Raw genomic sequence first — 13,903 nt, 5'->3', positions numbered from 1 at the left:
ATTTTATGAAATATTATGGTTTGTTTTTTACAAAACGAATAATCTTTGTTTCACTATTCTCTAGAACAACTTTTACAATAAAAAATCCGTTTTTAAGACTGGAAATATCATATTGATTTCTGTTGTTAGAAAACTGCATCATTTCTTGTCCTAACATATTATAAACAATTGCAGATGTAATTTTTTTAGATAAACGAAAGGTACTATTTACAGGATTTGGGTATAAATCAATTGTATTATTAAAGCTTGGAATATCTGTAGATAAAATCGTTTTATCTTTCCAATTAAAAACAGTCTCTTTGGTTTCAATATTTACCCAAAGATCTAAGTTTTCAAAAGATCGCTCATAAATATATCCATTTTTTACAGGATCGGCTAAAGGTTCTCCTAAGAAATAATGAAACTCATCTATAAAACTTGTGTCCCATAAATCTGAACTAGAACTTAAAGCATTTACACCTGTGGTATAACTAAAATAGGCGTTTTCTTCTGCAATTATTAAAAAAACTGCCAAAGGAAAGTGTATATTTTCTTTTGTATAGGCCATCAGCTCATCATCATCTGTAGGCTCTTCTTCATCTGTATTGTAACTTGGGTTTGTTTGTAAATTAATCATTTTACCCTTTTGCAAAGCTTCTCTCATTAATTGAATAGATACAGCAATTGCATCCGCAGTAGATTGTTCGCTACTTGCTATATCCCATCGTTCTAAATAAGAACCGTCCATGATTTCCATAAGTGCTCTAGCTCCTCCTTCACGTTCATTTCTTAGCGTGTTACCAACAAGTAATTTATTAGCAGGTAATTCATCATTTAAATCACTCAACATTTTAACATAATTATTTGCTAAGTTTTCATCTGTATCATATAAATCACCATTAGCGTCTGGATTTGTAATTTTATCTACAAAAACACCATCAATTACATCTAAATTCGCCATTGTTACACAGGTATCAACCCACCAGTTTCTCATGGCTTCTACATCATGGTTATACCAATAATATAGGTCTTTAAAAAGATATATTTCTCCATCTTCATAAGTGCTCCAATCTGCAGCATTTTCATTATATTCTATGTTTGCTTCATAATTAAAGTAATTTATACGTGTATTGTAATAAAACAGCGTTGTTAAATCTGGATTTATAGCTTTAATTCTTGTTGCTGCATTTTCAACACCATCTTCAATATATTGAAAACCTTGTTGATTCGCTTTTTCTAACATCACTAGCTGGTAATTGTTTGCTATACTTGTAACATCTTCTTCAGTAAAAGAAGCACTATTTCTTACTGCAACCCATCTAGGAATCTTATTCCATGAAAATTTAGGTAATGTTGTTTTCTTTTCTGTTTGTGTAGGATAATTATGATATAAAGTAGGTCCTTTTTCAAAAGTAGCATAATCTGTTACATCCCAAAAAGTAGTATCTTGCCCATTTATTTCAATCTTAATTTTTAATGATGAAATTGCAATTTCTCTAGAAGTTGTAGTAAGACTTCCAGCTCCTGTTAAAGAAAAAACAGTATTAATACCTAATGGAGAAACACTTTTATCAACATCTATTTCAAAAGATTCTAAATCATTACCAAAACCAAAAACCATGGTATGATCTCTACCTCCATTTGTTTCAATTAAATTAAAAATTGAGAACCGAATATTACTACTAAAATCAGAACTGACTCCATTAATTGTAAAGTTTTCTATTTCATAAACTAATGATTCACCAGCATCAATATCGAAATCACCAAAAACTCCCCAAGTATTGTTTATAATTGTTACATCAGATTGTAGTCCGTAATCTGTTACGGAAGAAGCATTTGTTTCTGTACTATAATTGTATGTTGCTTCTCTGTAACCTTTTATTTTTAAGTCAAAAGATACTTGATTTTCTATACCATTATTATCAAAATCACTATCTGTGTATGTAATTGAATATCTTAACTCATCATTTATAGTGGCTTGTGATACACTTATATTTCCTGAAGAAATATCGTTAATAAGAACCCCATTGTTAATGGTAATATCTTCATTAATTTGATAGACACTACCTGCATTGGGTTTTAAAGTAATCCATAAATTCGAAGATTGGGCATATGAAATACCAGAAACCACAAACATCAAAATAATAAAAAAGTACTTATAAGTTCTCAACTTTAAATTTTAGGGATTATACTAAATTTATTCTAAAAATATTTTCTTTTTCAGTACACCAGAGGTCGTTTTTAACTGAACTATATATATTCCTGTAGCTAAATTTGGTAAAGAAATAGCATCATCAGCAGCACCATTTGAATCAAAATAAACATTCATTAATTGTTTACCTAGAGTATTAAATAGCGTAATATTTGCCTTAGTTTTAGACAAACCCTTTATTTTTAAGGTAGAATTATTAACTTTATAAATAGCTAGATTCTCTGAAATTTGAGTTTCTGTACTTAATACTTGTGCTGAAGTATGAAGATAAAAACGTCCTTTTCCATTTAAAGCTTCTTCTGTAGTGAAGCTAAAAGTATTATCATTTAATAATGTAAAAGAACCTTTATTCCTATCTTCTAAATACGCATAACTATCTGATAGAAAATTATCGAATTCTGCATTTATGGTGATGCTTATACTAGCATCTACCTTTAAACCTAAAGGGATAATAGCAGATTGTTTTAACGATGTTGGTAAAGTTTGTACTTGATAATTTTTACCATTGTCATCTAATAATTCTGAGTATAAAGCTAAAGACTGAGAAACACCCCCAAATAACTCTCCATCATAACCATTATCAAAACCTATAGTTGCTTCTTCATTAAAATAGATTTTTGCCATTCTAGTATTACTATTTTCATCAGTAATAGAAATATTTATTGAAGATTTTGTACTTGTAGATTTTTGAAAAGTATCTGTTCCTTGGTGAGAAACATCATTGATATCAAAAGTTAAATTATCATCCGTATTCGCAGCGGTTCCTGCTTCTACAAAAAATGCTTGACCATGGGCAATTTCATAATCACCATCATTTCCAGATGTTTTTACATCATAAGTAGCATTAGTAGCATTCCAAACCCAAATTGAATTTTGACCTAATAAATTAGATGTAGCATTATCTTGAAAAAAGTCTCCTAAATTTAGATATGCAGTAAAAGGATTACTTACTAAGTTATAATTACTTGTACTTTGTGAAATAGTAGTGGTTTGACTATCTGAATAAAACTCAGAACCTGTAAAAGAAATTGTACCTGTTGTTGCACGAATAACTCCATAACCTTGTCCTACATTAAAAGAAGTGACAGCTCCATCTGTTTGGAAATATCTCCAATGACCAGTTGTATCATCTAAAGAAGTATTGTCAAAAATACTTACACCTCTATTACTACTTGTACCAGAAGCAATATCGTTATCAGCAATCCAAATGTTATCATAACTTTCTCCAATTACTGGCGATGACATTTGATACCATTTGTTAGCATCTATTATTCTTTTGTAAACTACATTTGTAGTAGCAGTTAAAGTTCCTCCAGCATTAAATACTAAAGAAGCATTGTCTTCTATAGAAATACTGTTTATAGAAACTGCTGTGGTTATTGTAGGGTAATTTGGCGCATCTGAAGGTATTATAATATTGTCTGTAAGCACTGGTACTGTAGCTTTACTCCAATTTGTATCAGTAAGCCAAGTTGAATCTGAAAATCCATTCCAAGTATTTAATGTATGATCTTCTCCAACAAGAAAGGCACCTGCAGGACGTTGATAAACGGTTGCATCTGCATTGATGGTAAATTGTTGATCTATAAATGTTAATATTTCTACCTCATCATCTGAGGTAGTACCATCTGTAGATGTTGTGTTTGAAAATGTAACGGATCCTCCTGCATCTGTAATTCTTTTAGCAAAACGATACGCTTGTTCTTTATCAAACATTAAGTCAGACCTTTCGCTAGACCAAGTAGATCTTATAGGTAAAAATAAATGTTTTAATGTTTGTTTAGAATTTTCTTCATATATCGTTATATGATTTTCTTCAATATCTGGTACTGTGAATTCTTCATACGCCCAAGAATTAGGAGGAGCTCCTTGTCCTAAAGGTGTAATATGTCCTGCTGTAAAGTCTGACCAAGGGTTTGTTGCTTGCATTTTTATGATAGCATAATCTCTTTCATCTTCCTCAAAAGGTATATCATCATCATCTTCACCTTCAGCTAGATCATTATAATCAATACCTACCGTTTCATTAACCCCATCAGTATCAACAAGTATTAGTTCGCCGTCTTCATCTAGAAACTGATGTTTATCTTTATTATTTGCTATAATAGCATTAGGAGCTGTATTACGAATCATTTCTACAAACTCATTTTTTTCTTCATCAGTCGTATCAACACCAGCACTTCCAAGACTATTATTTCTAGCATATTGTCCAAATGTATCAAACCAGTAACCATCAACTCCTAATTCTGTAAAACGTTTGATATAACCTTCACAATAATTCATCCATGCTTCATGATTATTACCATCAAAATAAGTATCTACATAGTTATTCCAGGATGCTGCCCCTTCATCTGATGCTCTATCTCCTGGGCTTAAAGAGTTTATATATAAGATTACTTTTTTACCTGAATTTTTAAAGATATCAATAACATCAATAATGATTTGTTCATTCTCTAAACTCGGTACAAATTCTTCATCTACAACAGAACCTGTAGCTCCCATTACAGCATCTACATTAGGATTTGTTCTTAAAGTCCACAAATGTGAATTTGCATTATTAGTACCATTGGTAATTACATGCCCCATTGTAGGGTAACTATCAGCAATTTCTTGCGCACCTGCAATATAATCATAGCCTTTACCACCATCAGCTTCTGAAGCAACATATACATCTAAATCTTCACCAGCCCTCACGTAAAAACGACCTCCCCAAGAACCTTTAAGAACTTCTTCAAGGGGTACTTGTGGTATTGATCCTTTAATTTGATCTATATAATAGGTTATCTCAGATGTTGATTCTTGTCCATTTCCATAACCTATATATACTTGATTGTAACCTCCACTTTCTAAACCATCTGTGATTTCACTAGCTTCAAAAACAAAAGAGAACTCTTCCCAAGTTTCTCCTTCAGTAAATTTTTTTTGTTTATATATTTGCTCATTCGTATTAGTATTTCGTAAATACAGACGCAAACGATTTGGTTCTGATGATAAGTCTGAAGTGGCAACATCTGTATAGGCTTTTAATTTTACGGTGTATTTTGAAGCAGTTGTTAAAGGTGTGAATAAATCAAAATAAGCGAATCCCTTTGAAACATTGGCTTCTCTAACAAACTTAGAAGTTACTGCGTTTGTGTTTATACCACTGGTATCTGGATTGGTTTCGTTAATAGAAAAAGTACCGTTTCCAGTGTTTGAAAATATAATATTCTCTGTGTCTGTTTCATTTTCGTACCAAAGATGTTGTGCTTGTATAGAGTATGTAAATATGCATGAAAATATAGCTATTAAATAAACCTTTTTAATCATTTTTTTGATGTTATTTTTTTTGAAAATATTGCTGAAATAGGAATATTGTACTTTCTCTAATTAAACAATTTCTTACTGAAATCAGTATAAATTTGATGATACTCAATATTTTGAAAACAAATTAAAGATTAATTGCCGCTAAGTGTTTACTCTATTTCATCTTTTTGTTGCTCTTAATAGAATAAAAATATTGTTTTTCAAATCAACATACTCCCTCTAACATACTAACTATTATAAGAACAATTAGGTTTTACAATCTTTTACTTATATTTTAAAATAGAACATCCTTTTGGCTAATTTTCATAAAATATTTAGGGGGAATATTTAAAAAAATCAGAAACACAAAAGGATGTTCTATATGTATACTATATACTGAAAGCTAGTTTTTCTTTTTCTTCTTTTTAGATGCTTTTTTAATTTCTAAAGCTCTCTCTTTTCCAAAAGCATTTATAAGTGCTTTAGAAAAATTTTTACTACTGGCTTTTCTTTGTTCTTTTAATTCTGGCGTACCTTTTTCATACTTTTTATTAATTTCAAAAGCAGATTGCATCTGTGCCACCTTTAAGGTTTTTAAGGTTTCTTTTTCTTTACTAGAAAGTGTTATTTTACTTGCAACAGTTTCTACATATGTATTTACCTTTTTTTCTATATTTTTTTGAGCAAATAATGAGCTACTCATTGTTACTGTAAAAACTAAAAATAATATTACTTTTTTCATGATTTCGATTTGTTATTAAAATACAAGCATTTAAAATATTATTTCTTTTAAATGCTTGTAATATGTTATGCTAATTATAATTAATTTTATTAAAATCCTGTACCTGATGCATCAGGTGGCATAGATTGTGCTTGTGCTTTTTGTGGGTTTAATATCATAAATGTACCTAATGCTGTAAGTGCAGCATACTTACCCATTTTTTTAACAGCTTCTTTTCTGGTGATATCTTCTTGATTGTTTTTCATTTTATGTGTTTTAAATAATTTTATTAAAGGTTTTAAAAATTTAAATAGTTATCTTCTATTTGATAATAACTTTTTGAACTTTATCTTCTAACTGTACCATGTATATTCCTGTTTTTAATGCGTTTGCATTAACAACATTTGATATACTAGAATTATCTAATTTTTGTTCTAACACTTCTCTACCTTGAATATCGAAAACTTTAGCAGTAGCAGCTGTTTTTAAAACTCCTTTAATAATTATTGATTTTGATTCTTGGTTTGTATAAATTAACAATTCATTTACAGCAAACTCATCTGTAGATAATACTGCTTTAGCAGAGAACTCTATAAAGAAACGTCCTGCACCACTTAATGCAGTATCTGGTGTAAATACATAATCTGTATCATTTAACAAAGTAGTAGTATTTAATACATTGTCTTTAAGATATACATATGTATTAGAAGGAATTGTTAAAGAAACTTTATCTAAACTAATTGTTAATTCTGCACCAGCCTCACCGTTAATACTAACTGGCACAACTACATCATTAAAGTCTTCATAAGGTAAAGCTTGTATAGAAAGTGCTACACCTGTATTGTCTTCTACTAAATTTGTATAAATACCATCTTTGCTTTCATCAAAAGCACCTGCATCGTAACCAGAATCTATACCTTTTGTTTGGTTGTCTATGAAATAGATATCTGTAGCAAATGTTTTTGTAGCACTACTTAAATTTATTTTTGCTAAAGCATTATTTACGTTACTCGCCGATTTTGAAAAACCAACAAAATCTTCACTATTTCCAGTAACTCTCATTGCTGGTGTAAATGTTACTGTACCTTCTGTAGATTCTATTGTTTTTACAAAGAAACCTTGACCAGGTGCTATTTTATTACCAGGACTACTAAGAGAAGTTGCAGCATTCCAAATTGTATATCCACCACCATTCCAGCCATAAACAGCGTTGTTAGTACCTGCTTCAAATTGACCTGTATTATTTGTAAAGAAAGTATCAAAATCTAAATAAGAAGGGTAAGGGTTTCCAATTAAATTCCATTGACCATACGTTGCTGGGTCACCTCCATCTGTAATAGAAACAGTTACATCAGCTACTGGTGATGTAATAGCGTCTTTAAATTGAACCGTACTTCCAGCATCAGTAGCTGCTCTATATCCTTTTCCAACAACTAAATTACCGTTACTGTCATCTGTATCCCAATTGGTAAATGCACCTGTTGTATTATCAAATGGGCCAAATAAAATTTGAGTTGCATCTGATGGGTTAGCGTAAAAATTACCTTGAATAGTAGCAAACGATTCAAGAATTGGTGGAGCAATAAGGTCGTTACCATTTGCGTTTGAATTAATATATCTATTGTACCCAATATTTTGTGAAGTACTACCAGTAGTACTCATAATTAAACTAGCAAAACTAGCATCTGTTGAATTAGCTATAAGCTGATGTTTTGTAATTGCATCACCATTAACAGTAAGTGAATACCCAGCCTCAACTGTTACTCTTTCTGTATTACCCCCCATATTAATGATTGAAAAATCATTTACAACTATGTCTGAGTTAATAGTTATATTATGGTTTATTATTATATTGTCTGTAGCTGCAGAAGGAGCAACTCCACCTACCCAAGTAGCGCCAGCTTCCCAAGTACCATTAGCTGTTGTGGTATATGTTGGAATATTAATATAACCAGATACATCTTGAGTAATAGCACCATTATCAGGTTCTACACCATTAATAAGCCATGTATCTAAGATGGTTTGAGAAACAGTACCAGAGCTTCCAATCTTAAGCACACCAGACTCATAGCTTTGTAAGTTTACAGCACCAGTCATTGTTCCAATTCCTGTAAATTCTACAGCTGTTACATCATCATGAAAATCCATAGTTAAATTTTGTGTATCTACTGTAAGGGTAGTTAAAGCGGTTTGATTCGTATTAAACATTATCTCTGAATTACCATCAGAAGCAGGTAATACTCCAATAGAACTTATAATATTACTTGTACTGCTTATAGTTAATAAACCATCTAAACCTCCAAAAGTTATCCCTCCTGTATAAGCAGGACTTGTAGAATCAGCCCCTAAAGTTACATAACCTTTTGTTAAATTAATAGTTCCAGAACCTGCAATAACTCCGTTAAACTCTACAGGGTTAGAACCTGCACCTAAACTATTATCTATATTAATTGTATTAGCATTTAAATTAAATGTATTTCCAGTTGCGAAAACAAGATATGAGTTATCTCTATTTCTATTATGAATATCTTTACCGTCAACATTTACATCTATATTACAATCTATTGTCCAAGTATCATTAGTGATTCGGTTTCTTATGATTTGATGATCAAAAGCAGTTGTAGTAGCACCAACAAGAGTTAAAGTACCTCCAGAAATTGAAACAGAAGGTGCTGGATTGTTTGTTTGAATTGATCCTATAGATTGATTACCATTCAAGTCTAGAGTAGCCAGCTGAAGAACGGTACCAGTTCCAGATGCTATTGTATTACTTGACCAATTTGTATCTAAAGTCCAAAGAGCATCGGTTGTTGCATTAAAGGTTCCGTCGGTTTGCGCATTTAATTGAAAACTACTTAGGCCAATAAAAGCAAATAGCAAAAATGCTGTTTTTTTCATGTTAAAAATTTTTAGTAATTGTTTTTTCATGATTGTTTTTTAGTTTTAATTAATTAGGTTTATTATTTACAAAGTTAGGGGGTGTAGTACGAAAACGATTTCCTGATACTCATCATTCTTTTGCTCAAAGTCATCATTTTGATCTTTTTGAGTATTCTGAAGGAGTTACACCATGTAACTTTTTAAAAGAAGTTGAAAAGTAAAAGTTAGATTCTATACCAACCTGATACATTACCTTAGCAACGCTAAAACCACTATTACTAGTTAATAGTACTGCAGCTCTTTGTAATCTAAAATTGTGTAAAATGCATTTGGTACTTGACCCAAGTTGTTTTATAAAAATGAGACGAACTTAAGCCTTCTTTTTTTTGCTCAAAACTATCATTTCGACCTTTTTAAGTATTCTGAAGGAGATATACCGTGCAGTTTTTTAAATGAAGTTGAAAAGAAAGAGTTAGATTCTATACCAATCTGATACATTACCTCAGCAACGTTAAAACCACTATTACTAGCTAATAATTCTGCAGCTCTTTGTAATCTAAAATTACATAAATATACATTTGGCACTTGCCCTGTAAGTTGTTTTAATTTTCTATAAAAATGAGAAGAACTTAAACCTTCTTTTTTTGCTCAAAACTATCATTTCGACCTTTTTAAGTATTCTGAAGGAGATACACCATGCAGCTTTTTAAATGAAGTTGAAAAGTAAGAGTTAGATTCTATACCAATCTGATACATTACCTCAGCAACGTTAAAACCACTATTACTAGCTAATAATTCTGCAGCTCTTTGTAATCTAAAATTACGTAAATATACATTTGGCACTTGCCCTGTAAGTTGTTTTAATTTTCTATAAAAATGAGAAGAACTTAAACCTGCTTCTATAGAAAGTTCTTCTACTCCAAAATTTGAATTAGATAAATTTTCTTCTATTATACCTGTAATTTTCTCTAAAAACGTTACATCTCTTTTAGATAAACCTAATTCTTTTTTATTTTTTGGAGGCAAACTATTTTTTGAAAAATATTCTTTAATCTTATGATTATTTTCAATTAATTTTTTCAAACGAAGTTCTAAGTGTTTTAAAGAAAATGGTTTGCTAATATATTCATCTGCTCCAAACTCTAACCCTTTAATTAAATCGGCATTATCTCCCAAAGCAGTTAAAAGTAACACGGGTAATTGACAAGTTTCTGGATTCGCTTTTATTCTTTTACATAATTCAAAACCATCCATCTCTGGCATCATAACATCACTTATAATAGTACTAAATTCTGCTTTTTTAATTTCTTCTAATGCTTCTACACCATTGTTTGCTATTGTAACATTATAAGAATCTGAAAGGGCACTTTTTAGAAAATCTTGTATGTCTAGCTCATTTTCTACAACTAAAATATTGTGTTTCTTTTTACTTTGTTGCTTACTACTATCACTTTCTAAATTTTTAGGCTGTAAAGGCACCCAATTTTTTATAAATGATTTTTTTACACTATTTTCTTCAATTGAAACTTCTTCTAGTTTTGACGATGGAATAATAACTGTAAAACGTGTTTCTTTATTCGGTTTACTTTTTGCAGAAATACTACCATTAAATAAATCTATCAAAGATTTACAAAATGACAAACCAACACCTCCACCACTTACATTACCTTCCTGATTTCCTAATTGATAAAACCTTTCAAAAATATTCTTTAAATTTTCTTTTGGAATCCCTTTTCCAGTATCTACAACATCAATTTTAATACTTTTAATATTTTCTACAAATACAATTGAAGCATCAATATTTATAGTTCCTTGTGCTGGCGTATTTTTAAACGAATTTGAAAGTAAGTTAAAAAGTATTCTTTCAACTTTTTCTACATCTATAACAATTTCTTCATTTGGAGAACTAATTTTATAGTAAAAATTAATATTTTTTTCTAAGGCATAATTTTCAAAAGCTTCTGTTGTTGGATATAAAAAATCACCTAAAGTAGATTTTGTAAAGTTTAAATTTAGAAAACCTTGTTCTGCCTGTCTAAATGTTATTAATTGGTCTATTAAACTTAAAAGTCTGTGAGTATTTCTCTTAATAATCGTCAAAAAACGCTCATTTTCTGGGTTGATATTATTTTCTATTACTCTATCTAAAGGACCAGAAATTAATGTTAAAGGTGTTCTAAACTCATGAGATAAGTTTGTGAAGTATCTAAACTTACCTTGGTTAATAACCTCCATTTTATCTTTATCTATTTGCTCATAAATCAATTTTTGCTTTAACTTTTCATGCCTAACAAAATAGAAAACGATCCCTATACCAACTCCTAAAAACATCAGCATCAATAAAGAGTAACTCCACCAAGTTTGATACCAAAGCGGTAAAATAATTAAAGTTAATGTTTTTGTTGAGGCACTCCAAATACCATCACCATTAGCAGATTTTACTTTTAACTTGTATGTACCAGCAGACAAATTGGTATAAGTTATACCAGATTTACCTTTATTTATTTCTACCCAATCTTTATTAAAACCTTCTAATTTATAGGCTATTTTATTTTTTGCTGGCGCAGATGTGTGTTCTGCAACAATATTAAAAGATATAATTCGTTGATTTTTACTTACAGTAATAGTATCTGTTTCTGAAATAACTTTATTTAGAATAACAATATCATCTAATTTCTCACCTATCGTTATAGGTTTATTATTAATTAATAAAGAGGTTATTAAAACCTTTGGAGGTTGTTTATTTAAAACCATTTTCTTCGGATTAAAAATAGTTAAGCCATTTAATCCCCCAAAATACATCAATCCAGATTTTCCTTTTGTATAAGCAGATTGTCTAAAGTTGTTGTGAAACAAACCATCACTAACATCAAAAACATTTACTTTATTAGTTTCTTTATTAAAACGAACTAATCCCATATCTGTACTAATCCATAAATCATTGCTGTTTTTCTGTGCTAAGATTCCATAAATTGCATCATCTGGCAAGACATCGTTTTTTCTAAAATAATCCATTTTAATAGGATTATGATCACTGTCTAACGTTAATTTATTTAAACCACCACCAAAAGTACCAATCCAAATATTCTTTTTATCATCTTCAAGCAAAGTAAAAACTCTATTGTAACTTATTTTACTACTCCCTGTTTTATTGTCTTGGTATTGTCTTATTACTTTAATATTTCCATCTTTATATTTACATTGTAATAAGCCATAATCTGTTCCAAACCATAATTGATTGCTACTATCTTGCAAGAAAGATTGCACTCTACTTGCAGCTATTTTTAAGCTAGATTTTATCTTAATTTTTGGGTTTCTTTTTTGCTCTATTTCTTTCCAGGGATTTTCTATTACTATAATTTTATTACCAGATAAAACAATATCTGTTTCATTTATCTGAGCAATTTTTCTTGTTAAAAATAATTGTGCATTATTATCTTTTGATAAAAATTGAATTTCTTTAAAATCTTTTTTTATGGGGCTGTATACAAATACTTTTTTATCGGTACCAAACCAAATATAATTTCTTTGATCTTGATAAATGCATCTTATTATATCATTTTCTTCAATAGGTAATTTACTTTGTAAATCTTCAAACTTAATTTTATCTAGACTGTTTTCATTAATTGTATCTATGCTTCTAAATAGTTTTTTATTATAACCAGAAACCCAGATTTTGCCATTATTATCTTCAAGTATTGATGTTATTAAATTATCACCAATAGAAAACTTATTATATGGGTTGTGTGTGTATGAGTAAAATGGTTTTTGAAAAAGGTCTAATTTATTAATTCCACCTTGTGCAGTACCAATCCAAAGAACATTAAAACTATCTTGAAAAACGGCATTAATTTGATGACTACTAATACTATTTTTATTCTTTGAATCGTAATTAAAGTGACTAAAGGAATTTAAAATGGGGTTATATTTATACAATCCATCTCCTGTTGTACCAATCCATATTGTATTTTGATTGTCTTTAAAAAGACTATTTACAAAGAAAGAAGTTTCTTTATTTTGAATCTTTATTTTTTTAACTAAATATTTTGAGTTTGAGTCTAAATTTGAACTATATAAACCGTCGTTTGTACCAATCCAATATATGTTATCTACTTTAATAATTTCAGTAATATCTTTATTATTAAAGTAATTAAATTCATCTAAATTAAAAGTCGCATTATTTACCAAAGAGAATTCTGATTGATAACTAACTTTTTTCAGTCCATTATTTGTTCCTAAAATTTTAGAAGAATTTAGTCCAAAAGCAAAAGTATTAATTTTTATATTTTCTGTTTTTTCATCAAGAATATTATCAGACACTTCAAAAATACCTTTACTAACATCTTTTAATTTACATCTTATTAATTCTTTAGATGAAGATATCCAAACAAAACCATCGTTTTCAGAATCAATTTTATTTACATCAATATTATATTTAAGCGGCACTGTAAAAAAGCGTTCTAACCAAGGCACATAAATGTTAACACCTACATTTGTTCCTATCCAAAGTATTCCGTTTTTATCATTAAACAAATAAGTAATATTATTACTAGAAATTGCTCCATCACTCTTAGATTGAGTAGTAAATGTTTTAAACTCATACCCATCATAACGAATTAAACCATTTGGGGTTGCATACCATAAAAAACCATATTTGTCTTGTTCTATGGCATTTACTGTATTTTGATTAAAACCTTCTTTATTAGAAATTCTCTCAAAATTTTGAGAACTAATTTGTTGAATACATAGTAAAAATACAAAACCAATGAAAAATAGAACTCTGTTCATATTACTTTTTAATTTTCACTAAATATAAATACTAGATT

At 29.5% G+C, this 13,903-nt stretch carries 7 protein-coding genes and 1 pseudogene; all 8 read right to left on the bottom strand.

Annotated features, from left to right (window positions below):
* Window positions 1-13 precede the first annotated feature (13 nt).
* A complete protein-coding gene (locus PHEL85_RS09805; RefSeq protein ID WP_156109169.1) occupies window positions 14-2,149 on the bottom strand; it encodes a putative glycoside hydrolase in 2,136 nt (711 codons plus the stop codon).
* 27 nt (window positions 2,150-2,176) lie between these two features.
* Window positions 2,177-5,500 carry a T9SS type A sorting domain-containing protein gene (locus PHEL85_RS09800; RefSeq protein WP_036824560.1) on the bottom strand — a complete coding sequence of 1,108 codons (3,324 nt, stop codon included), beginning with the start codon at window positions 5,498-5,500 and terminating at the stop codon, window positions 2,177-2,179.
* A gap of 379 nt (window positions 5,501-5,879) precedes the next feature.
* Window positions 5,880-6,218, bottom strand: coding sequence for a hypothetical protein (locus tag PHEL85_RS09795; protein ID WP_036824557.1), 339 nt, complete (start codon window positions 6,216-6,218; stop codon window positions 5,880-5,882).
* 89 nt (window positions 6,219-6,307) lie between these two features.
* Window positions 6,308-6,463, bottom strand: a complete 156-nt coding sequence (locus tag PHEL85_RS17960) for a hypothetical protein (RefSeq protein ID WP_200882342.1) — start codon at window positions 6,461-6,463, stop codon at window positions 6,308-6,310.
* Window positions 6,464-6,518: 55 nt separating this feature from the next.
* Entirely contained in the window at window positions 6,519-9,095 is a 2,577-nt protein-coding gene (locus tag PHEL85_RS09790; protein ID WP_036824555.1) for a T9SS type A sorting domain-containing protein, read from the bottom strand.
* 133 nt (window positions 9,096-9,228) lie between these two features.
* Complete coding sequence (locus PHEL85_RS18340; RefSeq protein ID WP_410477250.1) at window positions 9,229-9,432, bottom strand: helix-turn-helix domain-containing protein; 204 nt, start codon at window positions 9,430-9,432, stop codon at window positions 9,229-9,231.
* A gap of 44 nt (window positions 9,433-9,476) precedes the next feature.
* Window positions 9,477-9,713, bottom strand: a pseudogene (locus tag PHEL85_RS09785) (helix-turn-helix domain-containing protein); the annotation flags it as partial.
* A gap of 21 nt (window positions 9,714-9,734) precedes the next feature.
* On the bottom strand, window positions 9,735-13,865 hold the full coding sequence (locus tag PHEL85_RS09780) for a hybrid sensor histidine kinase/response regulator transcription factor (protein WP_036824549.1): 4,131 nt from the start codon (window positions 13,863-13,865) through the stop codon (window positions 9,735-9,737).
* Window positions 13,866-13,903 lie beyond the last annotated feature (38 nt).

This window comes from Polaribacter sp. Hel1_85, from assembly GCF_000766795.1.
Taxonomy (GTDB): domain Bacteria; phylum Bacteroidota; class Bacteroidia; order Flavobacteriales; family Flavobacteriaceae; genus Polaribacter.
Note: the sequence above shows the minus strand (reverse complement) of the source record. Positions and strands in the feature narration are given on the sequence as shown.

Coding starts and splice junctions, on each gene's coding strand:
- PHEL85_RS09800 (WP_036824560.1), bottom strand. CDS start 5,500: ATGATTAAAAAGGTTTATTTAATAGCTATATTTTCATGCATATTTACA.
- PHEL85_RS17960 (WP_200882342.1), bottom strand. CDS start 6,463: ATGAAAAACAATCAAGAAGATATCACCAGAAAAGAAGCTGTTAAAAAA.
- PHEL85_RS09790 (WP_036824555.1), bottom strand. CDS start 9,095: ATGAAAAAAACAGCATTTTTGCTATTTGCTTTTATTGGCCTAAGTAGT.
- PHEL85_RS09795 (WP_036824557.1), bottom strand. CDS start 6,218: ATGAAAAAAGTAATATTATTTTTAGTTTTTACAGTAACAATGAGTAGC.
- PHEL85_RS09780 (WP_036824549.1), bottom strand. CDS start 13,865: ATGAACAGAGTTCTATTTTTCATTGGTTTTGTATTTTTACTATGTATT.